At 58.3% G+C, this 26,846-nt stretch carries 26 protein-coding genes and 3 pseudogenes; 16 read left to right on the top strand and 13 right to left on the bottom strand.

Annotated elements, in window-relative coordinates; all coding sequences use genetic code 11:
* Positions 1-25: 25 nt before the first annotated feature.
* On the top strand, positions 26-721 hold the full coding sequence (locus WJM78_RS21585; protein WP_339011948.1) for a hypothetical protein: 696 nt from the start codon (positions 26-28) through the stop codon (positions 719-721).
* Complete coding sequence (locus WJM78_RS21580) at positions 718-1,008, top strand: hypothetical protein (RefSeq protein ID WP_339011946.1); 291 nt, start codon at positions 718-720, stop codon at positions 1,006-1,008. The genes WJM78_RS21585 and WJM78_RS21580 overlap by 4 nt, the downstream gene beginning before the upstream one ends.
* A gap of 49 nt (positions 1,009-1,057) precedes the next feature.
* Here the strand turns inward: WJM78_RS21580 and WJM78_RS21575 are convergent.
* Positions 1,058-1,216 (bottom strand): annotated as a pseudogene (locus tag WJM78_RS21575) (IS1 family transposase); the annotation flags it as partial.
* Positions 1,217-1,243: 27 nt separating this feature from the next.
* On the opposite strand from WJM78_RS21575, the gene WJM78_RS21570 reads away from it, so the two are divergent.
* Together WJM78_RS21570 and WJM78_RS21565 are read left to right on the top strand one after the other, a co-directional pair.
* On the top strand, positions 1,244-1,939 hold the full coding sequence (locus WJM78_RS21570; RefSeq protein WP_339011948.1) for a hypothetical protein: 696 nt from the start codon (positions 1,244-1,246) through the stop codon (positions 1,937-1,939).
* Positions 1,936-2,226, top strand: a complete 291-nt coding sequence (locus WJM78_RS21565) for a hypothetical protein (protein WP_339011946.1) — start codon at positions 1,936-1,938, stop codon at positions 2,224-2,226. Before WJM78_RS21570 ends, WJM78_RS21565 begins: the two co-directional genes overlap by 4 nt.
* A 49-nt stretch (positions 2,227-2,275) precedes the next feature.
* On the opposite strand, the pseudogene WJM78_RS21560 reads toward WJM78_RS21565, so the two are convergent.
* A pseudogene (locus tag WJM78_RS21560) lies at positions 2,276-2,434 on the bottom strand (IS1 family transposase); the annotation flags it as partial.
* 27 nt (positions 2,435-2,461) lie between these two features.
* Between WJM78_RS21560 and WJM78_RS21555 the strand changes: the two are divergent.
* Both WJM78_RS21555 and WJM78_RS21550 read left to right on the top strand, forming a co-directional pair.
* Positions 2,462-3,220, top strand: coding sequence for a hypothetical protein (locus WJM78_RS21555; protein ID WP_339011943.1), 759 nt, complete (start codon positions 2,462-2,464; stop codon positions 3,218-3,220).
* On the top strand, positions 3,217-3,498 hold the full coding sequence (locus WJM78_RS21550; protein ID WP_339011940.1) for a DUF6966 domain-containing protein: 282 nt from the start codon (positions 3,217-3,219) through the stop codon (positions 3,496-3,498). Before WJM78_RS21555 ends, WJM78_RS21550 begins: the two co-directional genes overlap by 4 nt.
* Positions 3,499-3,576: 78 nt before the next feature.
* Here WJM78_RS21550 and WJM78_RS21545 read toward each other — a convergent pair whose 3' ends face one another.
* The 6 genes and pseudogenes from WJM78_RS21545 to WJM78_RS21520 form a co-directional block, all read right to left on the bottom strand.
* On the bottom strand, positions 3,577-4,785 hold the full coding sequence (locus tag WJM78_RS21545; protein ID WP_339011937.1) for a tyrosine-type recombinase/integrase: 1,209 nt from the start codon (positions 4,783-4,785) through the stop codon (positions 3,577-3,579).
* Between the two features lie 234 nt (positions 4,786-5,019).
* A pseudogene (locus WJM78_RS21540) lies at positions 5,020-5,503 on the bottom strand (transposase); the annotation flags it as partial.
* A gap of 881 nt (positions 5,504-6,384) precedes the next feature.
* The gene (locus WJM78_RS21535) at positions 6,385-7,371 is read right to left on the bottom strand and encodes a helix-turn-helix transcriptional regulator (protein WP_042038046.1); all 987 of its coding nucleotides are present in this window, start codon (positions 7,369-7,371) and stop codon (positions 6,385-6,387) included.
* Between the two features lie 296 nt (positions 7,372-7,667).
* A complete protein-coding gene (locus tag WJM78_RS21530) occupies positions 7,668-8,054 on the bottom strand; it encodes a SirB2 family protein (RefSeq protein WP_042038043.1) in 387 nt (128 codons plus the stop codon).
* Complete coding sequence (locus tag WJM78_RS21525) at positions 8,051-9,907, bottom strand: monovalent cation:proton antiporter-2 (CPA2) family protein (RefSeq protein ID WP_339011933.1); 1,857 nt, start codon at positions 9,905-9,907, stop codon at positions 8,051-8,053. The genes WJM78_RS21530 and WJM78_RS21525 overlap by 4 nt, the downstream gene beginning before the upstream one ends.
* Positions 9,908-9,971: 64 nt before the next feature.
* Complete coding sequence (locus tag WJM78_RS21520) at positions 9,972-10,571, bottom strand: NAD(P)H-dependent oxidoreductase (protein ID WP_339011930.1); 600 nt, start codon at positions 10,569-10,571, stop codon at positions 9,972-9,974.
* Positions 10,572-10,811: 240 nt separating this feature from the next.
* Here WJM78_RS21520 and WJM78_RS21515 point away from each other — a divergent pair, with 240 nt between their 5' ends.
* The 5 genes from WJM78_RS21515 to WJM78_RS21495 all read left to right on the top strand — a co-directional run bounded on the left by WJM78_RS21515 (position 10,812) and on the right by WJM78_RS21495 (position 18,055).
* Positions 10,812-11,135 (top strand): hypothetical protein, encoded by a 324-nt coding sequence (locus WJM78_RS21515; RefSeq protein ID WP_042038037.1) that lies wholly within the window; start codon positions 10,812-10,814, stop codon positions 11,133-11,135.
* A 49-nt stretch (positions 11,136-11,184) separates the two neighbouring features.
* Positions 11,185-11,616 (top strand): DUF411 domain-containing protein, encoded by a 432-nt coding sequence (locus WJM78_RS21510; protein ID WP_042038036.1) that lies wholly within the window; start codon positions 11,185-11,187, stop codon positions 11,614-11,616.
* 236 nt (positions 11,617-11,852) lie between these two features.
* On the top strand, positions 11,853-14,009 hold the full coding sequence (locus WJM78_RS21505; RefSeq protein ID WP_339011927.1) for a S9 family peptidase: 2,157 nt from the start codon (positions 11,853-11,855) through the stop codon (positions 14,007-14,009).
* Between the two features lie 415 nt (positions 14,010-14,424).
* Positions 14,425-15,396 carry a TAXI family TRAP transporter solute-binding subunit gene (locus WJM78_RS21500; RefSeq protein ID WP_042038032.1) on the top strand — a complete coding sequence of 324 codons (972 nt, stop codon included), beginning with the start codon at positions 14,425-14,427 and terminating at the stop codon, positions 15,394-15,396.
* 106 nt (positions 15,397-15,502) lie between these two features.
* The gene (locus WJM78_RS21495) at positions 15,503-18,055 is read left to right on the top strand and encodes a TRAP transporter permease (RefSeq protein WP_339011924.1); all 2,553 of its coding nucleotides are present in this window, start codon (positions 15,503-15,505) and stop codon (positions 18,053-18,055) included.
* A 57-nt stretch (positions 18,056-18,112) separates the two neighbouring features.
* Here the strand turns inward: WJM78_RS21495 and WJM78_RS21490 are convergent, their stop codons facing one another.
* Positions 18,113-18,247, bottom strand: coding sequence for a hypothetical protein (locus tag WJM78_RS21490; protein ID WP_258224744.1), 135 nt, complete (start codon positions 18,245-18,247; stop codon positions 18,113-18,115).
* Positions 18,248-18,435: 188 nt separating this feature from the next.
* Between WJM78_RS21490 and WJM78_RS21485 the strand changes: the two genes are divergently transcribed.
* Positions 18,436-19,062 (top strand): lysoplasmalogenase, encoded by a 627-nt coding sequence (locus WJM78_RS21485; protein WP_042038029.1) that lies wholly within the window; start codon positions 18,436-18,438, stop codon positions 19,060-19,062.
* A gap of 99 nt (positions 19,063-19,161) precedes the next feature.
* On the opposite strand, the gene WJM78_RS21480 is transcribed toward WJM78_RS21485, so the two are convergent.
* Together WJM78_RS21480 and WJM78_RS21475 are read right to left on the bottom strand one after the other, a co-directional pair.
* Entirely contained in the window at positions 19,162-20,715 is a 1,554-nt protein-coding gene (locus WJM78_RS21480; protein WP_108537240.1) for a DHA2 family efflux MFS transporter permease subunit, read from the bottom strand.
* Entirely contained in the window at positions 20,715-21,767 is a 1,053-nt protein-coding gene (locus WJM78_RS21475) for an HlyD family secretion protein (RefSeq protein ID WP_042038026.1), read from the bottom strand. Before WJM78_RS21475 ends, WJM78_RS21480 begins: the two co-directional genes overlap by 1 nt.
* Before the next feature lie 99 nt (positions 21,768-21,866).
* Here WJM78_RS21475 and WJM78_RS21470 point away from each other — a divergent pair, with 99 nt between their 5' ends.
* Together WJM78_RS21470 and WJM78_RS21465 are read left to right on the top strand one after the other, a co-directional pair.
* Positions 21,867-22,769: a LysR family transcriptional regulator gene (locus tag WJM78_RS21470; protein WP_339011917.1), complete on the top strand. Its 903-nt coding sequence runs from the start codon at positions 21,867-21,869 to the stop codon at positions 22,767-22,769.
* A 118-nt stretch (positions 22,770-22,887) separates the two neighbouring features.
* Positions 22,888-23,202: a DUF2007 domain-containing protein gene (locus WJM78_RS21465; RefSeq protein WP_339015972.1), complete on the top strand. Its 315-nt coding sequence runs from the start codon at positions 22,888-22,890 to the stop codon at positions 23,200-23,202.
* A gap of 14 nt (positions 23,203-23,216) precedes the next feature.
* On the opposite strand, the gene WJM78_RS21460 is transcribed toward WJM78_RS21465, so the two are convergent.
* Entirely contained in the window at positions 23,217-24,500 is a 1,284-nt protein-coding gene (locus WJM78_RS21460; protein ID WP_042038024.1) for a dicarboxylate/amino acid:cation symporter, read from the bottom strand.
* Positions 24,501-24,708: 208 nt separating this feature from the next.
* Here WJM78_RS21460 and WJM78_RS21455 point away from each other — a divergent pair, with 208 nt between their 5' ends.
* On the top strand, positions 24,709-24,954 hold the full coding sequence (locus WJM78_RS21455) for a YecH family metal-binding protein (RefSeq protein ID WP_339011911.1): 246 nt from the start codon (positions 24,709-24,711) through the stop codon (positions 24,952-24,954).
* Between the two features lie 102 nt (positions 24,955-25,056).
* Complete coding sequence (locus tag WJM78_RS21450; protein WP_108537237.1) at positions 25,057-25,656, top strand: YhgN family NAAT transporter; 600 nt, start codon at positions 25,057-25,059, stop codon at positions 25,654-25,656.
* Between the two features lie 68 nt (positions 25,657-25,724).
* On the opposite strand, the gene WJM78_RS21445 is transcribed toward WJM78_RS21450, so the two are convergent.
* On the bottom strand, positions 25,725-26,693 hold the full coding sequence (locus WJM78_RS21445; protein ID WP_108537236.1) for a LysR substrate-binding domain-containing protein: 969 nt from the start codon (positions 26,691-26,693) through the stop codon (positions 25,725-25,727).
* Positions 26,694-26,846 lie beyond the last annotated feature (153 nt).

Here is a 26,846-nt window from a genome sequence, read left to right as displayed (position 1 = left end):
GTGTCTCATTTGGTGCCAAGAGTTGGTGCAACTGGGGCTGAACCCCGCTCAGACGCTGGGTGCGTTGAAGGGATTAATCAACAGTGGCGAAATCCTTGGTAATGTAACGGAGGCGGTAAAGCAGAGTTATTTGGCTCGAATTGAGACAGCAGAGGCCCAATACCAGAAGGCAGGAGCCAGCGGCTCGTTCAATGCTGGTGTGGAGTATGGCAAACTGCTGGCTGAGGGGGCTTCGCTGGTCGCAGGGGGCGTAGGCGTAGTCAAAGGCGGTGCGCTGCTGACCGAGAAGATCACGGCCAAGTTAGTGAAGGAGGGGGTGGGCGAGGTTGTAACTGCAGGGTCAAAAGGCTCTCTTCACACATCTTTACTTGATGAGCTAGCTGCTAGTGGTGTGAAATTTACTCCAGAGAATGTCATTGCAACGATTCGCAGTTCTAGCGGCCAGGTTGTATTCCTAGAGACTGGAAACTCAAAAGCTGGTTTGCAACACATAATTGAGGAGCATGGCAGCCAATTTGTTCGGATGGGGGTGTCTGAGGCGGAGATTCCTAGCGTGGTAATGAGGGCGGTTTCTGAAGGGAGACTCGTTGGTTATCAAGGCTCTGGAACTGGGCGACCAATTTATGAGTTAACAATAAATGGTCAGCCGCAGCGAATTGCTGTTACCGTTGGTAACAATGGTTTTGTCGTCGGTGCGAATCCAAGAGGAAGCGTTAAGTGAAAAATATAAAACTGATGGCGGATTATCAATGTCACCCGCTTTGGAATATGTCTCCCGATGAGTATGGGGACATAGACCCTTGTGAACTTCCTATATCTGAAGAGCTTCGGCGACGTTTATCAAAGTGGGCTGCCATGTATGATGAAACTCTAGACTCTGATTATCCGCCAAACTCTGGATTTAAAAGTGCAGAGTTAGAGCGTGAATTCAAGATGGAGGGGGCGCGATTAGCTGAAAGTTTAAGGAATGAGCTTGGGCCGGACTTTACTATTTCCCTTAAGGTTTAGAACCTATTCCAAAAGGAGCGTCAGATAAAAAATAGGGTGATGCCTCCAATCAGTTGAAATGGTGCCTTTCGATAAAGGCACCAGTCACTTTCTCGTGGATCTCAATGGAACGAGAGAAGCAGATGGTTTTGCGAGCCAATCGCTTGATGCGCGTTCTGAGCGTCAGGTTGTTACGCTCGATACGCTGGGTGAATATCTTCCCGGGCAGAGGTGTCTCATTTGGTGCCAAGAGTTGGTGCAACTGGGGCTGAACCCCGCTCAGACGCTGGGTGCGTTGAAGGGATTAATCAACAGTGGCGAAATCCTTGGTAATGTAACGGAGGCGGTAAAGCAGAGTTATTTGGCTCGAATTGAGACAGCAGAGGCCCAATACCAGAAGGCAGGAGCCAGCGGCTCGTTCAATGCTGGTGTGGAGTATGGCAAACTGCTGGCTGAGGGGGCTTCGCTGGTCGCAGGGGGCGTAGGCGTAGTCAAAGGCGGTGCGCTGCTGACCGAGAAGATCACGGCCAAGTTAGTGAAGGAGGGGGTGGGCGAGGTTGTAACTGCAGGGTCAAAAGGCTCTCTTCACACATCTTTACTTGATGAGCTAGCTGCTAGTGGTGTGAAATTTACTCCAGAGAATGTCATTGCAACGATTCGCAGTTCTAGCGGCCAGGTTGTATTCCTAGAGACTGGAAACTCAAAAGCTGGTTTGCAACACATAATTGAGGAGCATGGCAGCCAATTTGTTCGGATGGGGGTGTCTGAGGCGGAGATTCCTAGCGTGGTAATGAGGGCGGTTTCTGAAGGGAGACTCGTTGGTTATCAAGGCTCTGGAACTGGGCGACCAATTTATGAGTTAACAATAAATGGTCAGCCGCAGCGAATTGCTGTTACCGTTGGTAACAATGGTTTTGTCGTCGGTGCGAATCCAAGAGGAAGCGTTAAGTGAAAAATATAAAACTGATGGCGGATTATCAATGTCACCCGCTTTGGAATATGTCTCCCGATGAGTATGGGGACATAGACCCTTGTGAACTTCCTATATCTGAAGAGCTTCGGCGACGTTTATCAAAGTGGGCTGCCATGTATGATGAAACTCTAGACTCTGATTATCCGCCAAACTCTGGATTTAAAAGTGCAGAGTTAGAGCGTGAATTCAAGATGGAGGGGGCGCGATTAGCTGAAAGTTTAAGGAATGAGCTTGGGCCGGACTTTACTATTTCCCTTAAGGTTTAGAACCTATTCCAAAAGGAGCGTCAGATAAAAAATAGGGTGATGCCTCCAATCAGTTGAAATGGTGCCTTTCGATAAAGGCACCAGTCACTTTCTCGTGGATCTCAATGGAACGAGAGAAGCAGATGGTTTTGCGAGCCAATCGCTTGATGCGCGTTCTGAGCGTCAGGTTGTTACGCTCGATACGCTGGGTGAATATCTTCCCGGGCAGGGGTGTCTCATTTGGTGCCAAGAGTTGGTGCAACTGGGGCTGAACCCCGCTCAGACGCTGGGTGCGTTGAAGGGATTAATCAACAGTGGCGAAATCCTTGGTAATGTAACGGAGGCGGTAAAGCAGAGTTATTTGGCTCGAATTGAGACAGCAGAGGCCCAATACCAGAAGGCAGGAGCCAGCGGCTCGTTCAATGCTGGTGTGGAGTATGGCAAACTGCTGGCTGAGGGGGCTTCACTGGTCGCAGGGGGCGTAGGCGCAATCAAAGGCGGGGCGCTGCTGACCGAGAAGCTCACTGCTAAGTTGGTTAAAGAGGGAGTACATGAGGCCGTAACTGCAGGGTCAAAAGGTATCAGTCACGCACAACTTGTGGGGCTGGGGAGAGTGGAAAACACATACTCGGCCATCAGACCAGGACCTTTAGCTGATAATCTTGCGGAAACCTTTTCTGGTGGGCGATATACCGTTGTAACTCTTGAGAAGGATACTGTTCTTTACCGAGCAGGTACTGTCGATCAGCCTCTTGGACAATTCTTTAGCAGTGAGCCACCAATCGGAGTTGTACAGACTCGGATAGATAAGGCGGTTTTGCCTGAGTGGCCGGGGGGCGCTAAGTCTCCAATTAATACTACTTTTGCGATAAAGATACCTGCGGGCACTAAAGTGTATGCTGGTGAAGTCGGGTCCCAAGGCGGGTTCTACATCGGTGGTTCACAACAAATAGTAGTTCAAAAGCCTTGGTTAATTGATGGGGTTAAAGTGATTGGTTCGAGTCCATTGAAATGACAAAGTACAATACTGTTGACCTGAAACTTAAAAGAATGGTTGAACTGCTCCAGATAAACGATAGTGGAAGGGAGTGGGAAGAGGCTCTGGAAATGTTGCGAGTAGAGTTTCAAAACTCACCCAAGCATGCATCGTCGAAGTTATTATCCATGTATGGAGGAATGGGTTCTTTGAATGACATTATTCTCTATCGAAATGGTCAGTTGCTTCTTACAGAGAATAATGAGTTTGATGTGCTTAGGGAACAGCTATATGACCAAGTAAAAATGTCTGCATAACTAGATCGCTGTTAGATTGGGCCTAGGCTCAGCAAAAAAGAACATGGAAGGAAGCGGCCCACCAAGGCCGCTTCCTTCCTATTCAATTGGTGAATTACCGTATACAAACTGAGCCCATGCATCCATCATAGGCCGACGCTGATCCAGCAGGTCAGTGCGGTGGTATGCCGCTTCCACCTTATTTTGGATAAGGTGCGCGAGTGCTCGCTCAGCTAAGTCTCTGGGGTAGCCTTGTTCGCTACACCAGTCTCGGAACGTCGAGCGAAAGCCATGAGCAGTGGCCAGTCGCCCAAGTGTCGTGCTTGGGGCCTCGACTCTTCTGAGCAGGGTGGTCAGTGCCATATCTGTGAGCGGTACTTGTTTACGTGGGGACGGGAAAACCCATTCACCATGCAGCCCCCGCACCTTATCCAATACAGCCATAGCCTGAAGAGATAACGGAATGCGGTGAATGACTTGGGTCTTCATCCTATCAGCCGGAATGGTCCAGATTGCAGTATCTAGGTCGAGTTCTTCCCAGCGCATGCTTCTAGCCTCACCAGAGCGGCAGCCGGTCAGGATCACGAACGACAGTAGGGCTCGGCTGACATCAAAGCGCTCTGCATTCGCCAAGTGCTGTTGGTAGAACGCTGGCAGTATCCGCCAATCCATCGCAGGTTGGTGCTGGGTGCGAATTGCTTTACTGGGCTGTAGTGGTAGTAGCTTATCCACGACATCGACAGGGTTTGCTTGGCAGAAGCCATGCGCCCACGCCCAAGCCATCACGGCGTGTAACCGCTGCTTCACGCGGGTGGCGGTTTCCGGGATCTCCAGCCAGATAGGCTGTAGTACACTGGCGATATGTGCCGGGGTGATGGCGTTGATAGGCTGCCGACCGATGATCGGGAAGGCATATTGCTCCAGGGTCGAGATCCATTGTTTCCCATGCTTGGGGTTACGCCAGCCGGGTAACAACTGCTCGTGCACCTGACGAGCCGCAATTTCCACTGTGGGTATCGCAGGCTTACTGGCTTCTTCTTTCTTTACTTCCAAGGGGTCCAGTCCCTTGGCCAGTTGTTCACGCATCAGGCGAGCTTGGCTGCCCGCATCGGCAATCGAGATTTCAGGATAGATACCGAGCCCTGCGTTACGTCGTTTGCCGGTCATAGGGCTGACATAGCGTAATACCCATTTCCCACGCCCTTTCGTGGTTGAGGGATGCAGGGTAAGGCCGGTAATGCCGCCATGAGGTAGAGGTTTGTCATCGGGTTTGATGCTACGTGCTTTCGCATCAGAGAGGAGTGCCATAACAGATCCTTGATAAAGGCATGGTATGCCATGCAGTATGCCACTTTGAGTTGGTTATGGTTAAGTTGGATTGGACAGGAATGAACAAGGTTTCAGTGTAAGTGTATGATTTTGATTGTTAGAATGAATTTGGTTGGAGTGTGTCGGGCTTATTTATAGCGGTCGTCCGCTCCGCCAATAAATTGAAAGGCCTTCCCAATCGGGAAGGCCTTTTTGCTTTTTGGCATTTGTGAACGGGAATAACGGCTGGTTCTGCCATTCGTGGACCTGCTCGATCACGAGTTCGGTTACCTTGGACACCAGCGTCGCCGAGATGTCGGCGTCATACATCTCTTTGAACGCGTCAACGATATCACGTGTGCTCAAGCCTTTGGCGTAGAGGGCGAGGATCTGGTCGTCCATCTGGGTCAGGCGTGACTGGCTCTTGCGGACGTACTGCGGCTCGAAGGAAGCGTTACGGTCACGAGGCGCTTGGATGGTCACCTCGCCGTACTGCCCTTTTAAGCGCTTGCTCGAATAGCCATTTGCCGGTCCCATGGCCTTGTGGGGCGTGTTTCTCGTAGCCGAGGTGCTGGTCCATTTCCGTATTGAGAGCGATCTCGACGGTGAGCTTGATCAGCTGTTGGGCGAGGGTGCGGAGATCTTTTTCAGACTTGATATCTTTTGCCAGCTCAGCGGTGAGTGCTTTGAGTTTGTCTTGCTCCCTTTGCTTACCCACGAAGGTATCCTTTTGAAAAAGTTACTTATGCGTGGGCGGTTACACAATTGGATTTACAGGCTCTCTGTTGTTGAACATTGAACTGCTGTTCAAACTCTACCGCCAAGAGTTGTAAAGAGGCAAAAGAAAAGGGGACGGCAGTTGCCGTCCCCTCAAGTCATCTAGTCCAGTCCATGAACTGCAACGCTCCCTGCAATCCCTGACTTTATCCTAATCCTTCGGAATATCCCCTTCCCAATCCGTTGAGGTGTCCTGTGGCCATCCTAGCCTGGCAATCGATCCTGATTGCTGCACTCTCTCCATCCTGGAGGTGTCCGTTACCACATTCTGTGGTGTTCCTTGCGTCGTCCTGACAGATAACCATCCTAGCTATCACGCTTCATCCTGAAGCTGTCCTACTCGCATCGGGCGAGGTCCTGTTCTTCCTGAAGAGTAGTAATCCGTACCGCTCTGCCTCATCCTGAGGTGTCCTTGGCCACGTCCTGTGGATTATTCCCTGTTTATGCGCTGTTCCTGCATCCTGCCGAACCAGCTCCATCCCTGTGACGCCCATATTAAGGGAACCCCACAGAGGAACAAGGGCGTTTGGGCGGTTATCAGTATGAGCCAGCTTGATCAAACCTAGTCATTAACAATGTAAATATATATATATCATCAACTTAGTTTGTTTCATTGGAAAGCGTGTAGATTCAAAGACGCCTTCGCGTACGGGTCAACACAGCGGCCTCTTACAGCAGTGATGGCGGATCTCTCACACGCAAAAACTGGGGGAAAACGAGGGTACAAAGGGGCTCAATTCAGCGGATAAGAGTTAAAAAGTAGTTGAAAAAACATGCTTGAAAAGCATACAAAAAGCCGAGGCTGAGCTCGGCTTTTTTGGGTTAGCTGACTCGGCTGCCAGGCGTGGGATATGCCTTGCGCAGCGACTCTGGCGCCAATACTTCCAGGTTGCCGCTCATGTTGTTCAACCAGGTGCGAAATTCAGGGGTGTCCTGTACTTCGGTCTCCACTACCACGCTGCGTTTATCGTAGCGGGTCATGCGCGGGTTGTGGCCCGGGATCTGTCCATCGACCAGCGTCGGGCAGTTGGCATCGATACGACCGACGAAGCGGATCGGGCCACTGACGTCCTGATAGCCCTGATCGCGGATCAGCTTCTGGACATTGAAGTCCTTCGGCTGGGTCGCGCTGAAGTTGGTCAGTTCCACACCCTTGATGTGATCGAACGGTATGCCGTACACCTTGGGATCCAGCTCGGACAGGGTACAGAGCAGTATGGGACCGTCGGCCTGATTCAGAATGCCGAGGGGATTGATGCGGTCATAGCAGAGCCATACGGTACGTTCCTTGATGACACGCTGGATCTCGGCACTGAATTTGCGACCACGCCAGAGGGCATCGCGGATCAGGGTGCTGCGACGGATCTCAGGATTGCCGGCAAACGGACGTGGTGACTGATGCACGCTTTCAAGCCAGCGTTCGGCCAGTTCACTCTGGCTGTCGCGGATCACCTGACTGGCCTTGTCGACCAGCGGGTTCAATTCGGTCAACACACTTGCCGGCAGCAGTTGGCTTGCCTGATCACTCCAGGTTTTCAGGGCCACCGCCAGCGATAGCGGCATTATGTTGGCGAAGTCGTTGAGGCCATGGCGCTCGAAGCACCAGCCGTGGGGTTTGCTGCGTTCATCCGAAGTGAGGTCGAACAACCCCATGCCGGACATCTCCTCCAGGTCCCGTTGCACGGTACGCAGACTGACGTGTATACCTTCCTCTTCCAGTTTTACCTGGAGTTGGCTGGCGGTCAGCTTGTAAGGGCGGTGCGGGATGCAACGCGCCAAGGTCAGTTGTCGTAACAGCTTCTTACTCATGGTGCATGCCTTCACTGGTTTAGCGTTGAGTGTATCCTAGCCATGACTTGCGACAGTCTATGTCGCAACTTTTGCTGCGACAACTGTCGCCATTTTCATACAAAATGCTGTAACTAGATGATATTAAAACCAATATGTGTTTTGGTGGGGATCAATCGAGGCTTTTAAATGATGCGAAAATCGCAAATTAAAGTGCTGTCTTGCGGTTTTTTTGGAGAGGAAAAAATAAAAATAGCAGGAAGAGGCAGTAGATGATGTGGAGGGGCTCGGCCCCTCCACCAGATGAAGCTCTGTGATCAGGCCAGCCAGGACCAGGCTGACTTGGTGATGGCTGCACCCACCATGTAGCCGAAGACGGCCAGCGCGGCGGCACCGGCCACCAGCTTCTGGTTGCGGGCTGGTCGCTTGAGCGCCATGACGCCGAGACCTATGTAGACCACCAGTGCGATCAGCTTGGCCATCAGCCAGGGCTGCTGGCCCGGGCTCATCTGCAGCGTGACCGCCAACAGGAACCCGAACAGCAGCAAAAAGGTGTCGTTGACGTGGGGCGCTATCTTCAGCCAGCGCTGTTGCAGGCGCGGACTGCTGTTGAGAGAGAGCATCCAGCGATAGACAAACAGCAGCAGGCTGACGATGGCTAGGGTCATATGCAGATGTTTGAGCATGGGGTAATAGGCAATCATATTGCTTCCTTGTCGTTGTCGGGCAGTCCGCTGTTCCAGTTGTGAGCGTGAATACGCTCCTGTCCTTCCTGATCGTCTTGCAACAGATCGGAGAGGATATCCCGGTATTGCAGGCTCTTGTTGATATAGGTGTGTTCGTCGTCCAGGTAGTTGACCTGCTCCCGCAGCAACCAGTTGTCGTGCTGTTTGAAGGTCTGTCCTGCCCGCCAGGCCTGGTTGGCTCTAAATCCCAGCTGGGTCAGGGCTTCCACCCCCAGATCCACGGCGGAACCCAGGGTTTCCCGATACACGCTGCCCACGCCCTGGCGCAGGATCTCGTGAGCGTGAGGCCTGTCTTGGGCTCGCGCCAGTATCTTAAGGTGCGGGAAATGTTTCTTCACCATTTCAATTACGTCGAGCGAGGTGGCTGGATCGTTGATGGAGAGCACCAGCAGTTTGGCCTTGTGGGCGCCGGCGGCATGCAACAGGTCGAGCCGGCTGGCATCGCCATAGAACACCTGGTAGCCGTACTTGCGCAGCATCTCTATCTGACTGGCATCCTGCTCGAGGATGGTGGTGCCGATGCCGTGGCCATGCAGCAGACGCCCCACTATCTGGCCGAAGCGGCCGAAGCCAGCGATGATGACGGGGTGTTCCACCAGCTCAGGCTGCTCGTGTTGCGGTGCGTCGCTGTGGGTACGGTAATCGAACCAGGGCTGGATCACCCGATCGTTGAGGATCAGCAAGAGCGGCGTCAGCGCCATGGAGAGTGCCACGACTAACGTCAGTAGTGAAATGGTCTCGCCGGGTAGCACCCTGTTCTGGGCGGCAAACGAGAAGAGCACGAAGGCAAATTCCCCCCCTTGTGCCAGCGCCAGCGCGAAGGTCCAGCGCTGGCTCGGCGAGATGCGGATAATGAAGCCAAGCGCCATCAGCACCAGCCATTTAAGCACCATCAGCCCCACCACCAGCGTCGGAATAAGGAAAGGGTGTTCGGCAAACAGGCTGAAGTTGATACCGGCCCCTACCGACATGAAGAACAGGCCGAGCAAGAGTCCCTTGAACGGCTCTATGTCCGCCTCCAGTTCGTGGCGATATTCGCTGTCGGCCAGTACCACCCCGGCAAGGAAGGAGCCCAGCGCCGGGGAGAGCCCCACCGACTCCATCAACACGGCGATGGCAATCACCAGCAGCAGGGCGGCAGCGACGAAGATCTCCCGCATGTGGGATTGGGCTATGGCCCGAAACACCGGCCGCATCAGGTAGTGGCCACCCAGCACTATGCCGGAGATGGCCGCCACCACCAGCAGGCCGTGTTGCCAGCCAGCCAGCTCGGAGCCGCCATTGCTGGCCACCGGCGCGATGGCGAGCAGTGGCAGGATCGCCAAGATGGGAATGACGGCGATATCCTGGAACAGCAGTACTGCAAAGGCAGAGCGGCCGCTCTCGCTCTGCATCAGCTTGCGCTCTTGCAGACTCTGCAGCACGATGGCAGTGGACGATAGCGCCAGGATGAGACCTATGGCCAGCCCCTGTTGCCAGGGCAGGCCGATGAGATGAGCCACCCCGGTCAGGGCCCCTGTGGTGAGCAGTACCTGCAGGCCACCGGTGCCGAGGATGGGCCCCTTCAGTTTCCACAGCAGGGCAGGGCGCAGCTCCAGCCCGACCAGAAACAGCATCAGCACCACGCCGAACTCGGCGAAGTGCATCACATCCTTTTGCTGTCCCACCAGCCCGAGCAGGAAGGGACCTATGATGATGCCCGCCAGCAGGTAGCCGAGTACGGACCCCAGCCCCCAGCGCTTGGCCAGCGGCACGGCGATCACCGCCGCCGAGAGGTAGATAAGCGCATCAAACATTAATCCGTGGCCCATCAGCCAGCCCTCCGTTCGAATTTCTGGCCCGGCTCATAGGCTCGGCCAAATGACAGGCAGTGTTTCATGAGAGCACCTCCAGCAGATCCCGCAGATAGGGGCTGCCGCCGAGCTGGGCCGGGGTCAGTTGCTCGTCGCGCAGGGCACACAGCAGCTGGCGATAATCCTGGCCACAGCGACGCAGCGCCTTCGGATCCTTGATCTTGTGAAAGGAGTGCAGCACGAACGGTGGCAGCCAGCTCATGCCGCACAGCTGCGCCGTTTGCTGGAACGGCAGCAGGAAGTCGAGCAGCGGACGGCTGTTGTAGCCTTCGCTGCAATAGGAGTCGGGGGCCCCCCCCGTGGTGATGGCACTCAGCCACTGCTTGCCCTTGAGGGCGTGGGACTCGGGGCCGTAGGCGTAACCATACTCCAGCACCAGATCCATCCACTCCTTCATGATGGCGGGGCAGGAGTACCAGTAGAAGGGGTGCTGAAAGACGATGATGTCGTGTTCCGACAGCAGGGCCTGCTCCCGCTTCACATTGATGAACATGTCCGGGTAGTGCTGGTAGAGGTCGTGCACCGTGACCCCCTCCAGGTTGGAGACAGCTTGCAGCAGCTGCTTGTTGGCCCTGGAGCTCTGCAGGGCCGGGTGTGAAAAGATAACCAGAATGCGTTTCATGGGGTCATAACCTGAAGATGGGCCTAATACCGGTGAAAAGAAGATGTATTGAGCTGCGACGTTAGCAAGAAGCGCAATAGCCCGCCAGTTCCGGGATCAGATCGCGCAACGCCGGACGCGGGGATACGTGGGTGAATCGCGCCCCGCCAGACTACTTACATCCAACCATAGAGGGGAGGGCTTGACCCTCCCCCTGGGCCAGGGGTTACCATGGGGTTCCTCCGATCAATGAGTCATGTCATGGTTCTGACCCGTCGCCAACTTGCTCGCGCCCGCCGCTGGCTCCCTCTGTGGAGTCTGCTGATGGTGCTGATGTCGTTTGGCAGCCGGGCGGCGACCGATCTCTGTACTCTGACGCCCCATTGCAGCCAGAGCGAGCGCACCCTGGAGAAGGCCATGCCATGCGGCAGCTTCACCTCGGCGCTGGCCATGACGGTGCTCACCAGCGACAGCCTGACGGTGGCCGTGCTGGAACCGGATATGCCACAGTTTCTCTCCCCCTCCCTGTTCACGCCTGAGGTGCCGCTCGAGCGGCTGGATCGTCCTCCCCGTCATCCCGGTTGAGTCGAGTTCCCCTGTTTTTTTGGGTATTTCTTCTTATCTGAGGTGAGTTATGTACAAGTCCCTGTTACTGGCCCTGCTGGCCGGTACCGTCAGCTTCTCCGCCCTGGCCGCGGAGCAGATGACCGTCTACAAGTCCCAGTATTGCGGCTGTTGCAAGACCTGGATCAAGCACATGGAAGAGAACGGCTTTGAGGTCAAGGTCGTCGAAACCGAGCAGCTCGATCCCATCAAGCAGCAGTACGGCATCACACCGCAGCTGGCGTCCTGCCACACGGGTGTGGTGAATGGCTATGTGGTGGAGGGGCATGTACCCGCCGCCGATGTGCAGAAGCTGCTCAAGGAAAAACCGGCGATCCGCGGCCTGACCATTCCGGGCATGCCCCAGAGTGCGCCAGGCATGGATATTCCGGGTCAGCCCTACCAGGTGCTGAGCATCAGTGATGAGGGCGCGACCAGGGTCTGGTCGAGCTACTCCGGCTGACGCAAACTGGCCATGAGCAGGCACGACTCCATCATGTGAGGCACACCTGAGCGAACCTGTGTCGCTCATGGTCAGGTTTGAGGGCCGCTGTCGCGAGATAGCGGCCCTTTTACCTGTTCTTGCGGGTTTTACGGGGTGATAACTTGCAACTGGGGGCGACAAGGGGCAGATTGATCCCCTATCCAAGGAGCCAAGGCTCAGGTCTGCTAACCCTTTTAAAGCGCAAAGGATGCGACATGTTTACCTTTTCCCGAGGGCTTCTGCTGCTGGCTTGCCTGGCCGCCGTTCCCTGTTCATATGCCAATGATGAGTCCGCCATGCCCACAAGCGATACCCTTATCCAGCCTCCCGTGGCCACCAAACACCCTCACACCATCAAGAAACACGGAGATACCCGGGTCGACAACTACTATTGGCTGCGCGATGACGAGCGCCAGAAACCCGAGGTGCTGGCCTACCTGGAGGCGGAGAACGCCTATACCGAGGCCATGCTCAAGCCGACCAGGCCGCTGCGCGACCAGCTCTACCAGGAGATGGTGGCCCGTATTCCCCAGCAGGATGAGTCAGTCCCCTATGTGAAGAATGGCTACCGTTACCAGACCCGCTATGAGCCGGGCAAGGAGTACGGTATCTATTCCCGCAGCAAGGTGGAAGGGTCGCAGGAGCCCGAGCTGATGCTCGACAGCAACCAGCGCGCAGAGGGGCACGAGTTCTACGCCCTTGGCGCCCTGGAGGTGAGCCGCAACAACCGCTGGCTGGCGGTGGCGGAAGATTTCCTCTCGCGCCGCCAGTACCAGATCCAGTTCCTCGATCTGGAGAGCGGCAAGTGGGCGGCCGAGTCGCTTCCGAACACCTCGGGCAACCTGGTGTGGGCCAACGACAGCAAGACAGTGTTCTACGTGCGCAAGCACCCCAAGACCCTGTTGCCCTATCAGGTCTATCGCCACGAGCTTGGCTCGGATCCGGCGAAAGACACTCTGGTGTATGAGGAGAAGGATGACACCTTCTACGTCAGCCTCTACGCCACCACCTCGGAAGATTTCATCGTCATCGCCCTCTCCAGCACCACCACGGGCGAGGCGCGCCTCATCGACGCCAACGTGCCGACCCAGGCTCCACGGCTGTTCCTGCCCCGCCAGGTGGATCACGAATACAGCCTGGATAACTACCGCGGTCGCTTTTATGTGCGATCCAACAAGGACGGCAAGAACTTCGGCCTGTACGAGACCAAGGAGAGCCCGGTCGAGCGCTGGAAGGCGGTGATTGCCCCCAATCCGGACGTGTTGCTGGAGAGCTATGCCCTGTTCAAGGAGTGGCTGGTGCTGGAGGAGCGCAATCAGGGGCTTACCCGGCTGCGCCAGATCAACTGGCAGAGCGGCGAGCAGAAAGAGATCGCTTTCGACGATCCCGCCTATGTCACCTGGCTCGCCTACAACCCGGAACCGGAGACCAGCCAGTTGCGCTACGGTTACTCCTCCATGACCACACCGTCGTCCACCTATGAGCTGGATATGGCCAGCGGCAAGCGTACCCTGCTCAAACAGCAAGCGGTGGCGGGCTTCAAGCCGGAGCTGTACGCCAGCGAGCGCCTCTGGGTGACCGCCCGCGATGGGGTGACCGTGCCGGTGTCGCTGGTCTATCGCACGGATCTGTTCAAGAAAGAGAGTGCCGGGTCGCAAAAAAATCCGTTACTGGTCTACGGCTATGGCTCTTACGGCGCCAGCATGGATCCCGATTTCAGCACGGCTCGCCTGAGCCTGCTGGACCGGGGCTTCGTCTATGCCATCGCCCACATTCGGGGCGGCGAGGAGCTGGGCCGCCACTGGTATGAAGACGGCAAACTGCTGAAAAAGCAGAATACCTTCAACGACTTCATCGACGTGACCGAGGCGCTGATGGCGCAGGGTTATGGCGCCAGGGATCAGGTCTACGCCATGGGCGGCAGCGCCGGCGGCCTGCTGATGGGGGCTGTCATCAATCAGGCGCCCCAGCTCTATCGTGGCGTGGTGGCTCAGGTGCCCTTTGTCGACGTGGTCACTACCATGCTCGACGAATCCATTCCCCTCACCACCGGGGAGTACGACGAGTGGGGCAACCCGAAGCAGAAGCGTTATTACGACTACATGAAGGCTTATAGCCCCTACGATCAGGTCAAGGCACAGGCCTACCCGAACATGCTGGTGACCACGGGGCTGCATGACTCCCAGGTACAGTATTGGGAGCCTGCCAAGTGGGTGGCCAAGCTGCGCGAGCTGAAGACGGATGATAACAAGTTGTTGCTGAATACCGACATGGATGCCGGTCACGGCGGCAAGTCCGGTCGCTTCAAGGCTTATGAGGATATCGCGCTGGAGTTTGCGTTTATCCTGGATCTGGCCAAGCCAAAAGCATAAGTCAACAAGGTTGCAGCCCTTGCCAGTAAAGGGCTGCAAAAGAATCTTATCTCTATCCTCCCGCCTGCCAACCGGTAGCACATCCAATTAATCCCCGAGCAGTAAATTAATGATCGGCTTCAAATTTCTCGTCATTCATATCCATTATTTTGTGTTTTTGTTTGATTTATGTTGGCTCCATGTGCTTAATCGAAGCCGCTATGACGCTTTGATTGATCCCCTCCGGGTCAATTATCTTCGGTTGGCATGACGCCGACTGTCTCACCACAGGATGCTGGTGGCTTTTTGGGGAACGCTCGCCGTTCACCCGATTCCTCATATAGAGGTTATGGATGACCACCGGTGCAGAACGGTGGTTTGTCCGGCATTCGCCCGTGGAACGGGCGAGCTGAATCAATCAAAAAGGATGAACAACATGAAAGGATTTTCCCTGGCGTGTGCCCTGTCGGCTGCCCTGGTCGGTGTTTCGTTTGGTGGTCCGCTGCAGGCGCAGGAGCGCTTCGTGACCATAGGCACTGGCGGTCAGACCGGTGTTTACTATGTCGCTGGCCAGTCTATCTGCCGCTTCCTCAATCGCGGCGTTGCCGATCACCAGATCAAGTGCAACGCCCCGGCCAGCGGTGGCGGTGTGGCCAACGTCAACGGTATCCGCAGCGGTGAGTTCAACTTCGGTATCATGCAGTCCGACCATCAGTACAAGGCGATGAAAGGCCTGCCCCCCTTCCAGGCTGAAGGGGCCATGGATGACATGCGTGCCGTCCTCTCCCTGCAGAGCGAAGTGTTCACCATACTGGCGCGCCGTGATGCCAACATCGCCGGCTTCGACGACATGAAGGGCAAGCGCGTCAACATCGGCAACCCGGGCTCCGGCCAGCGTGACACCATGGAAGAGATAATGGCGGTCAAAGGCTGGAAGAAGGGTGACTTCGGCCTGGTCTCCGAACTGAAACCGGCCGAGCAGGCCTCCGCCCTCGGCGACAACAACATCGACGCCATGAGCTACTTCGTCGGTCACCCGAACGGCGCCATCCAGGAAGCCTCCACCACGACCGATGCGGTACTGGTACCGGTGACCGGCGCGGATATCGACAAGCTGCTGGCCGAGAAGAGCTACTACAGCAAGGCTGAAATCCCCGGCGGCATCTACAAGGGCAGCGACCAGCCAACCCCGTCTATCGGCGGCAAGGCGGTGCTCTCCACCAGCGCCAAGACAGATCCTGAAGTGGTCTATCAGCTGGTCAAGTCGGTGTTCGGCAACCTGGATCGCTTCAAGCGCCTGCACCCGGCCTTCGCCGACCTGCAAGAGGCCGACATGATCAAGGTGGGACTCTCTGCGCCGCTGCATGAAGGGGCTGCCCGCTACTACAAGGAGCGCGGCTGGCTCTGATTGACGGCCCAAGGGCCCAGGTCACTCTCTTCGACACCCGTCAGCCGCAGCCCAGTTGCGGGGGCGGGTGTCGCTCTTGTTGTACTCGTTGGCACAAGTTAACCCTATGCAAGATAAACAACTCTCTACCGAGGAACTGATCGCCCAGGATGTGGGCGCTCGTCTGCCGTTCGGCCTCATGGGCGGGCTCATCACCACACTGGCGCTGGCCTGGTCTCTTTTCCAGCTCTGGATCGCCTCGCCGCTGCCCTTCATGTTGGGCTTTGGCGTACTCAATGACACCGAAACCCGCGCCATTCACCTCACCTTCGCCCTGCTGCTGGCCTATCTGGTGTTTCCGGCGTTTCGTTCATCGCCACGTGATCGGGTGCCGATCGGCGACATAGCCTTGGGGCTCATTGCCGCCGGGGCGGCTTGCTACCTGTTCGTGATGTACCAGGCGCTGGCCCTGCGGCCGGGCAGCCTTACCACCGCCGATCTGGTCACCGCCTGTATCGGTCTGCCACTACTGCTGGAAGCGGCGCGCCGCGCGCTGGGGCCAGCACTGGCGGTCATCGCCATCGCCTTTCTGGTCTACAGTCTGGCGGGCCCCTGGATGCCGGGCCTGCTGGCCCACCGCGGGGTGAGCTTCACCGCGCTGGCCAACCATCAGTGGATCACCACTGAAGGGGTGTTCGGGATTGCCCTCGGCGTCTCCACCAGCTTCGTGTTCCTGTTCGTGCTGTTCGGCGCCCTGCTGGAGCGGGCCGGCGCCGGTCACTACTTCATCCAGCTCGCCTTCAGCCTGCTTGGCCACCTGCGCGGCGGTCCAGCCAAGGCGGCAGTGGTAGCCTCCGGCCTGACCGGCCTCATCTCAGGCTCGTCGATTGCCAACGTGGTGACCACCGGCACCTTCACCATTCCCATGATGAAGAAGGTGGGCTTTAGCGCCGAGAAGGCGGGGGCAGTGGAAGTGGCCTCCTCGGTCAACGGCCAGATCATGCCCCCTGTGATGGGTGCGGCCGCCTTCCTGATGGTGGAGTACGTGGGCATTCCCTACGTCGAGATCATCAAGCACGCCTTCCTGCCGGCCACCATCTCCTACATAGCCCTGCTCTACATCGTCCATCTGGAGGCGCTCAAGCTCGGCATGCAGCCCATAGGTGGCCATCAGCCCAAGCCCTGGCTGCGCCGTCTGACCGGTTTTGCCTTCGGCGCCACCCTCATCAGCGGCCTGTCGATGGCGGTTTACTATGGTCTGGGCTGGCTCAAACCTGTGCTGGGTGACTTCGCCCTGCCGGGGATCAGCCTGCTGCTGGTTATCACCTATCTGAGTCTGTTGAAGATAGCGGCCAGTAACGAACCGCTGGCGGCAGAGGATCCGGACAAACCGCTGACCGAGTTGCCCAACACCCGCGCCGTGCTGCTCTCCGGTCTGCACTTCCTGCTGCCCGTGGTGGTGCTGGTGTGGTGCCTGATGGTTGAACGGCTCTCGCCCGGGCTGTCGGCCTTCTGGGGAACCGTCATGCTGGTGATCATACTGCTGACCCAGCGGCCGCTGCTCAACTGGCTGCGCAGTGATGGCCTGCACGATTACGGCTCAGTGCAGGACGGTCTGATCGATCTGCGCGAGGGGCTGGTGGCCGGTGCCCGCAACATGATCGGTATCGGCATTGCGACCGCCACTGCCGGCATCATAGTGGGCGCCGTTTCCCAGACCGGGGTGGGTTTGGTACTGGCCGATCTGGTGGAGATGCTCTCCATGGGCAATCTGCTGCTGATGCTGCTGCTCACCGCCTTTCTGAGCCTTATTCTCGGCATGGGGCTGCCCACCACCGCCAACTACATCGTTGTCTCCAGCCTGCTGGCGCCCGTGGTGGTGACGCTCGGGCAGCAGAACGGCCTGATAGTGCCGCTCATCGCCGTGCACCTGTTCGTCTTCTACTTCGGCATCATGGCGGATGTGACGCCGCCGGTGGGGCTGGCCTCGTTCGCGGCAGCCGCCGTCTCCAAGGGCGATCCCATCAAGACCGGGATCACGGCGTTCTACTACAGCCTGCGTACCGCCGCGCTGCCGTTCCTGTTCATCTTCAACACCGACCTGCTGCTGATCGATGTGGACTTTGCCCACGGAGTGCTGATCTTTATCGTGGCGACCATCGCCATGCTGATCTTCGCTGCTGCTACCCAGGGCTGGTTCCTGGTGAAGAGCCGCTGGTATGAGAGCATATTGCTGCTGCTGGTCGCCTTTACCCTGTTCCGCCCCGGTTTCTGGATGGACATGGTGCACGATCCCTATCGGGTTACCCCGCCCGCCGAGTTGGCAAAAACCATGGGTGAAGTGGAGGCGGAGAGCACGCTGCGGCTGCGCGTCCAGGGTGAAGATGCGGTCGGAAAACCGCGCAAGTTCACCCTGCTGGTCGCCGTTCCGGATGGGGCGGATGGCGAGGAGCGGCTGGCCAATCTGGGGCTGAGCCTCTATGAACAGGATGGCAAGACGCTGATCGACAACGTCGCCTTTGGCAGCCCTGCGGCCACCATGGGGCTGGAGTTCGATCAGGAGATCCTGACCGTCAAGGCGCCCACCGAGCGCTGGCGCAAGGAGCTGATGTGGTTGCCCGGCTTCCTGCTGTTTGCGTTGATCGTCGGGCTGCAACGGCGACGGGCGGTGCGAGCCTAACAAGGGTCAATAAAAACGGCGCCATCGAGGCGCCGTTTTCATCTCCCCGGTCGGGGCTTATTCTTGCGGATCCTGCAACTGGTCCAGCGCCTGTTGCTCCTGCGGGCTGAGGCCAAGCTGTTCGCAGGCCTGCTCGAAGCTGATCCCCAGATGGCACATCATAATATCGATGGCGGGCAGATAGTTTTTCATTGCTTCTTCCATGGTGATCCTCCAGACCCGTTCCTTATGCCCCAGCAAGGGGGGCGAGGCAATTAGACTTTAGGTGTAGAGGGCTGGTGTTCTGAGCCCCCCTGCCACTGGGCGGGGGAATTTGCTACTCTGCCCCTGGTAAATAAGATGTTGCCGTATGAGTGCGAGCAACACGTGAGGAGCAGGGCATGTTATTGAGTTTCTTGATCATCGCATCGGGCTGGTGGCACATTCGTGCGGCCTACGGCTCAGACTCCCGTCAGTTCTACATCAGCAAGCCGCTGACCATGCTGCTCATCATAGCGCTGGCGTTTGGCTATCAGGGTTATGACCACGACGGCTCCCATGCCTGGATCCTGCTCGGCCTCTGCCTGTCGCTGGCCGGAGACGTGCTGCTGATGCTGCCAAGCGATCGGTTTATTCAGGGGCTGGCGGCATTTTTTGTCGCGCACCTCTGCTACATAGTCGGTTTCGCCCAGGGGCCGCTGGTGCTGAAGCTGATGGATGGCCTGCTGTTGCTGCTGGTGGCGGGCATGGTGTTCGGCCTGTTGTGGGGCAAACTCGGGGAGATGAAGGTCCCCGTGCTTTGCTACATGCTGGTGATCATTGGCATGGCCTGGGTGGCCGCCGGTGCCTGGCACGCCTCCTTGACCGCAGGCAGTGCCGCTGCCCTGGTGGGGGCCTTGATGTTCCTCTTCTCCGACAGCATGCTGGCGCTGGATCGCTTCCGCCGCCCTTTCCCCCATGCGACGGCCTGGGTGATGAGCAGCTACTTCGCCGCCCAGTTTTTGATCGCCGCCTCGCTGGCAGGGTGAAGAGGCGCCGGTGCCTTTTATCGCTCGCACTAGATCCCTGATCCTCGCCGGCGGGCGATGAACCGCGGCAAGGAAAATGGGCCTGTTTTCAGACCCTTGCTATGCCTCGAGCGGCTCGGCGTCGGCAGCCCTGGGTGCTGGCTGCTTGAGTAGCAGCATCAGGGCGCTGGCGATCAGCAGGAAGATGCCCATCACGTAAAACACCTGATTGTAGGCCATGATGGCCGCCTCGCGACTGATGGTGTTCGCCAGCATGGCCTGGGCCTGCTGCTGTGCCAGCTCGGGACCCGAGCCTTGCACCATCATGTTCTGGGCCAGCTGCAGCAGGTAGCTCTGCCCCTCTATGCTACTGGCGGCCAGGGTGCTGCTGATCTGGCTGACATGGACGCGGGTGTCGTTATCGATCAGGGTCGCGATGATGGCGATACCGAACGCGCCGCCGAGGTTGCGCAGTACGTTGAGCAGGGTCGAGGCGGAGGGGATCTCGTCATGGGTCAGGCTGGCGGTCGCCACCAGAGAGAGCGGCACCATGATGAAGGGTTGACCCAACGCCCGCACTATCAGCGACTGGATCAGCTGGGGGCCGGCGTAGTCGGCACTCATGTTCATGTTCATGAAGCAGCTGATGGCAAACACCAGGAAGCCGAAACTCACCAGGTAGCGCGGGTCTATCTTGTGGGTCAGTTTGGGCACCAGCGGCAACACCAGCAGCTGTGGTAGCCCCATCCACATCAGTACTTCACCGATTTCCAGTGCGTTGTAGTTGTGGATCTGCGCCATGTAGAGCGGCAGCACATAGATGGAGCCCATCAGCGCCATGCCGAGCACCAGATAGGCGAAGCAGGCCAGCGCGAAACGCGGATTGTGCAGTAGCCGCAGGTTGACCAGCGGATGGCGTCTGAGCAGCTGGCTGATGACGAAGAACACCAGGGCCACTACCGAGATGACGGTGAGCCGCACGATGAAGCTGGAACCGAACCAGTCCTCCCGGTTGCCCTCTTCCAGCACCACCTCCAGCAGACCCAGCCCCATCGCCATGGTGACTATGCCGATGAGATCCACCCGCTTGATCACCTCCCAGTCCACCGGCTGCTTGTCCAGCCCGTGGGCCAGCATGGCCATCACCAGCAGTCCCGGTGGCACATTCAGATAGAAGATGTAGTGCCACGACAGCTGCTCGGTCAGCCAGCCGCCCAGCGTTGGGCCTATGGCGGGGGCGAAGGTGGCACAGATGCCGAACAGCGCCATGCCGGTGGCCCGTTTGTGCAGTGGCAACAGGGTGACGATGAGTGAGAAGGCCATGGGAATGAGGGCGCCGCCGGTGAAGCCCTGCAATGCCCGGAAGACGATCATGCTGGTGAGGTTCCAGCTGAACGAGCAGAGCACGGAGGCGATGAGGAAAGCACCGGTGGTCCACAGCAGATAGCGGCGCACGCTCAGGCCCCTGCTGAACCAGCCGCTCAGGGGGATGGCGATCATTTCCGCCACCAGATAGGAGGTGGAGATCCAGGAACTCTCGCTCAGGGTGGCGGAGAGGGCCCCCTGAATGTCCTTCAGGGAGGCGTTGGTGATCTGGATGTCGAGGATGGCCATGAAGGCGCCAATGAGGCCCCCCATGACAGCGATCCAGTGGCGACGTGGAATGGGTTCCATCAGTGGGCGGCGACCAGGGGCTCGGGGTCCCGGGTGTCCACTATCACCTCGGTGGAGAGGCCCGGCAGCAGCTTGCCAGCCAGGGCGCCCGGCTCGGGGATGCGGATCTTGACCGGCACCCGCTGCACTATCTTGGTGAAGTTGCCGGTGGCGTTTTCCGGTGGCAGCAGGGCGAATCTGGCGCCGGTGGCGGGGGCCAGGCTGTCGATGATCCCCTCGACTGCTTGACCCGGATAAGCATCCAGGATCACCTTCACCTTCTGGCCCGGCTGCATGTGGAGCAGCTGAGTCTCCTTGAAGTTGGCCTCGACCCACACCTGTTGCAGCGGCACCAGGCTGGCGACCTGCATGCCGGATTGGACATAGAGCCCGGCCCGCAGGCTGCGTTTGCCGATAATGCCATCGGCCGGTGCCCGCAACTCGGTATAGGTCAGCGCCAGTTTGGCCTGCTCCAGCAGCGCCTCGCTCAGGGCCAGCCTGGCCTTGTTCTGCTTGGCTTCGGCATCCAGCACCAGCAGTCGTTCACGGGCTGCTTGCAGGGCGGCTTGGGCCTCCTGCTCCTGTGCCAGATTAACCTGCAGTCCAGCCCGTACCTCGTCGAGGCTGTCTTGCGAGCTGTAATGGCGCTGGTTGAGCTGGCTGACGCGCTGCACTTGTTGCTGGGCGCGCACCTGCTCGGCAGTGGCAGAGCTGACTTTGGCCTCGGCCTGACGGATCAGGCTCAGCTGCTGGGTGCGGGTCGCGGCCAGATTCTCCGCCGTCGCCTGATTGAGGCGCAGGTCGGCTTCGGCCTCGGCCACCTTGGTCTTGTACTCCCGATCATCCAGCCTGGCGATCAGCTGACCGGTCTTCACCGCCTGGTTGTCGGTCACCAGCACCTCGCTGATGTAGCCCGGCAGCTTGGAGCCGATCCCGGTCACCTCGCTCTGCAGGTAGGCGTTGTCGGTACTCTCGAAATAGCGGCCATGCAGATACCAGTAACCGGCGAACAGCAGACCGAGCAGGGCCAGCACCATGGCGGCCAGCAGGGGGATCTTCTTGTGTTGACTCATTTTTGGGGGGATTCCTGAACTTAAGAGGCGCAGGCTAACACTGGCCAACTGTTTCGATTAGTATCCATTTATGAGATAGACAGTTTCACTGGTGCAACAATGGATTTGAACGCGGCATTGATTTTAGTGCGGATCGTCGACAAGGGCTCCTTCACCGCGGCTGCCCAGGATCTGGGCATGACCAAGGCGACCGTGAGTCGCCGCATTGCCGAGCTGGAACAACGCCTCGGTGTGCGGCTGCTCTACCGCTCCACCCGGCAGCTCACCCTGACCGAGGCCGGGGAGCAGTATTACCTGCGCTGCAGCAAGGCGGTGGATGAGCTGGCTCAGGCCGAGCTGATGGTGAGTGCCAGCCAGCAGGAGGTGACAGGTACCCTCAAGTTGGCGGTGCCTATCGAGACGGGGCAGCTGGTGGTTGGTCGGTTAGTGGCTAAATTCTTGCAAGTCTATCCGGGCCTGCAGGTGGAGCTGGAGCTGACCAATCGCATCGTGGATCCTATCAACGAGGGGCTGGATGCGATCGTGCGCATCGGTGACATGAGCGACTCCAATCTGGCGGCGCGGCGGCTGTGGAGCACGGAGCGGCTGCTCTGTGCCAGCCCGGATTATCTGGCGCGCAGCTCAGCCATCACGCGGCCGGAAGATCTGCTTTTACACGAGCGGGTGGCGGTGAGCAGCGGCTTTCTGGCCTCTCACTGGTGTTTCGAGCGCGAGGGTAGGGAGGTGCTGGTTGACCCTCCATTCCGTTTTCGGGTTAATAATATAACCTGCGCCAGGGAGGCGGCGAAGGCAGGGTTGGGATTGGCCTCTCTACCTGCCATGCTCTGTCATGAGGAGCTGGTCAGCGGGGCGCTGGTGACCCTGCTGCCCGAGTGGCAGCAGCCCAAGGTACCGATTTATCTGCTGTTTCCTGAGCGGCGACTGATGCCGCGCAAGTTGCGGACCTTTATCGATTTCATGGTGGCGCAGGGGGCCGATTACGGCATCGACAACCTGCTGTGACCGGCGTGTTAGGGAAATAAGGGGGCTGGATCATGGGGTCCAGGTTCTATCCCGAGGATGGAAGAGGGACATGGTGCCGGTTATATGTGGCATCGACAACCGGTTGCAGGGGGAAGGCATGGATCAATGGATCAATCTTTATCGGGCTTCCCATTCACTGGAGGCCCATGCCCTGAAGGGGGCGCTGGAAGTGGAAGGGGTGCTGGTACGGCTCAACGGGGAGGCGCTGTCCAGCGCCCTGGGCGAGTTGCCGGTAGACATGTTGCAGGTGACCCTGATGGTGAGGGCCGAGGACCGCAGCAAGGCTGGGCGGGTCATAGAGCGTTACCAGCAGCGTCAGGGCAATGGCTGGCTCTGCGGTCAATGCGGGGAGGAGAACGGCGCCAACTTCGAGGTCTGCTGGCGCTGTCATCACGATCCCCACGATCATTAATCGCTCACCCTGCCTCAGCGCAGGGTGAAGTCGATATCCTCCCCCGCGCTGGCGTCGTGATAGGTCGCCAGATCCAGCTCCTTCTCGCTGCGGGCGATCAGCACGGACACCAGAATATCGCCAGAGACGTTGACCGTGGTGCGTGCCATGTCGAGGATCCGGTCGATCCCGGCGATGAGTGCCACCCCTTCCAGCGGCAATCCCACTGCGGTCAGCGTCAGCGTCAGCAGCATCAATCCGGTGCCCGGTGTGCCCGCCGTACCGATACTGGCCAGGGTGGCGATGCTGATGATGGTCAGGTAATCCACCATGTGCAGATCCACTCCGAAGGCCTGTGCCACGAACAGGGCGGTTACCCCCTGATAGAGGGCGGTGCCGTCCATGTTGATGGTGGCGCCTATGGGCAGCACCTTGGCGGTGATGGCAGGGGAGACACCGAGCCGACGCTCGGCGCAGGCCAGGCTGATGGGCAGGGTGCTGCTGCTGGAGCTACTGGTGAAGGCCACGGCCTGTGCATCAACGATGCTCTTGAAGTAGTGCAGCGGATTGAGCCGGGCCAGCAGGATCAACAGGCCGCTGTAAACGCCAAGCACATGGAGCAGGCAGCCGAGATAGACGGCGCCGATCACCTTGAGCAGCGGCATCAGCAGGCTCGCCCCGTATTTGCCTGTCATCCAGGCCATCAGGGCGCAGACGCCGTAGGGGGCCAGCGCCATCACCATCTGGGTCAGTTTGAACATCCCTTCCGCCAGCGAGGTGAAGAAGAGGATGGCGGGACGGCCGCGCCGGCCGGTGGCGTTGAGGGCGAGGGCGAGGGCCACCGCGAACACGATCACCTGCAGTATCTTGCCATCCACCATGGCTTGCACCGGGTTGCGCGGTACCAGATGGCTCAGCACGCTGGCCAGGGTCGGCTGTTCCAGCATACCGACGCGCTCATAGGGCCCCATATTGGCGCCCATGCCGGGTTCCAGCAGCCAGCCCATCATCAGGCCAATGCAGATGGCGATGGCGGTGGAAAAGAGATAGAGGCCTATGGCCTTGCTGCCGATCCGATCCAGACTCTTGCCCTTGAGCAATGAGGTGAGGCCAGCGATGACCGAGCAGAAGATGAGGGGCACCATCAGCATCTGTATGGTGTTGACGAACAGGACGCCAATGGGCTTGAGCTGCAACGCCTGTTCACTGAAACCAAGTCCCAGGCCGATCCCTGTCAGCATACCGATCAGGGTCTTCAACCAGAGAGGACGGCGGGTCCAGATCCGCCAGGGTTTGAAAGCCAATCCATGGAGCAGCATGACGCCAATGTCCTTATAGTCGGTCTGAGATGGCAAAAAGGGGCGTTAGTGTAGCCATCCCCTTGTCAGGTTGCCACATTATCGACAAAGCACTCCTCACAGCCAGCCCGACCGGAGGGAAATTGGCAATTTATTGGCTTATATCAAGGTCGCCAGTGGCGGGGCGGGATTTAATTGACATTAAATATGTTCATTAATGAGATTTGCAATGACTCAATCGGTACACGGTCACGAGGTGATGGAGATGATGCTGGCGCAGGGTGGCCAATTTACCCGGACCAGCCTCAGGGAGGCGATCGATGCGCGCTTTGACACCGACGCCCGTTTCCATACCTGCAGTGCCAGCGAGATGGATGCAGATGCGCTGATCGCCTTCCTTGCCCGGCGCGGCAAGTTCATCGCGTCGGAGCAGGGTTTTCAGACCCACGCCGGCAAGATCTGCCACCACGGGTGATCCCCCCGCAGCGAGCGGCCTGTGGCGCTCGCTGAATCCCGCCGCCTTTGTTATATTTTGCCCTCTTCCCCCTCCTTGTTGAAGGCTTAGCCTGGGCGTTGTATGGACACTTTTTCCGCAGCCGTCATGTTGTTTTTGATCATGGATCCGCTGGGCAACCTGCCGGTCTTCCTGTCGATCCTGCGTCATCTTGATCCCAAGCGGCGGCGCAAGGTGATGATGCGGGAGCTCTTGTTCTCTCTCGCTATCATGATGGCCTTCCTGCTTGCTGGTCAGCAGATCCTGGATTTCCTCAATCTGCGCCAGGAGGCGGTCAGCATAGCGGGCGGCATCATATTGTTCCTCATCGCCATCAAGATGATCTTCCCGAGTGAAGGCGGGGTGACCGGGCTGGCGGCGGGCGAAGAGCCCTTCCTGGTGCCCATGGCCATCCCCATGATCGCCGGCCCTTCCATTCTTGCCTCCCTGTTGTTGCTGGCCAACCAGGAGCCGACCCGGATGGTGGACTGGTCGCTGGCCCTGCTGATGGCTTGGGGAGCCAGCGCCGTGATCCTGATGTTCTACGAGGTATTCAACAAGCTGCTGGGTGAGCGAGGACTCAAAGCGGTGGAGCGGCTGATGGGCATGCTGCTGGTGATGATCTCGGTGCAGATGCTGCTGGACGGCGTGCACCACTATCTGGCGGTGACCGGCCAGGGCTGAAGTGTCAGGGCTGCTTTTCAGCCCCGGTTCCCCGCTTGCTCATGCCGAGGAGGAAGCGCGTCCCATGATCAGGGTTGTTCTATGGTGGAGGGTTCCAGTTTGCTCATGATGAGGGCGAGCAAGGTTTCCCGCAGCCAGCGGTGGCCCGGATCCTCCTCGTGGCGCTGATGCCAGATCAGCAGGTGGGAGATGCTGTCTAGCGCTATGGGCAGCGGCAGCGGCACCAGCGGATAGACCTGGGTAGCGTGACGGGCATAGAGCCTTGAAAGGGTCACTATCATGTCCGAGTGCATGCCCATACGCAGCGCCGCCTCGAACGAGGGCACGGTCGCCTCGATCCGGCGGTAGAGATCCATCCCTGCCAGCTTGTGATCCAGCATCCAGCGGTCCCGCCCCTCGCAATAGGTCTGCACATGGGGATAGGCCAGGTAACGGGCGAGATCCCACTCGGGCTCGTGCAGGGCCGGGTGATCGTGTTGCACCAGACAGGTGAGGTCATCGATGGCAAGCAACCGCTGGCAGATGGCGTTGGGCAGGGTGTCGAGCCGGAAATCCGAGCTGATGCAGTTCTCCCGCACCGTGAAGGCGATGTCCACCTGGCCCTGACTCATCTCTGTCAGACTGTTCTCGGTCCACTCCTCGTAGCGCAGCCGTATGCCCGGTGCCTGCCGTTTTAGCTCGCTCAGGTAGAGTGGGGCGAACAGGGTGAAGGCGCTGTCCATGCTGGCGATGACGAACTCCCGCTCGGTATTGGCCGGATCGAAATCTGGCGGCTGGATCAGGTTGTCCAGCGACAGCAATATGGGTTGCAGTTGCTGCTGCAGCGTCAGGGCGCGGGCGGTGGGCTCCAGCCCATAGGCGGAGCGCACGAACAGGGGGTCATCGAAGGTTTCCCGCAGGCGGCCAAGGGCCTTGCTGACGGCAGACTGGCTCAGATGCAGGCGGCGGGCCGCCCGGCTGCCATTCCGCTCTTCCAGCAAAACTTGCAGGATAATTAATAGATTGAGGTCGATACGCCCCAGCTGTTCCAGCAACATGATATGAATCTCCTTCAATTCTTAGATGAATTTATACCATTTGTTTTCATATCTTGGCGAATCTATGCTTCGGTTGTCTCTCGCCTTCAATGGCGGCTGGTACAGGATGTAGTGGTTGAGGGGACAAGTAGCATCAAGTGATACGGCGACCCT

It is taken from the genome of Aeromonas popoffii (assembly GCF_037818705.1).
Taxonomy (GTDB): Bacteria; Pseudomonadota; Gammaproteobacteria; order Enterobacterales; family Aeromonadaceae; genus Aeromonas; species Aeromonas popoffii.
The sequence above is the reverse complement of the archived record's forward strand: the minus strand, read 5'-3'. Positions and strand labels throughout refer to the sequence as shown.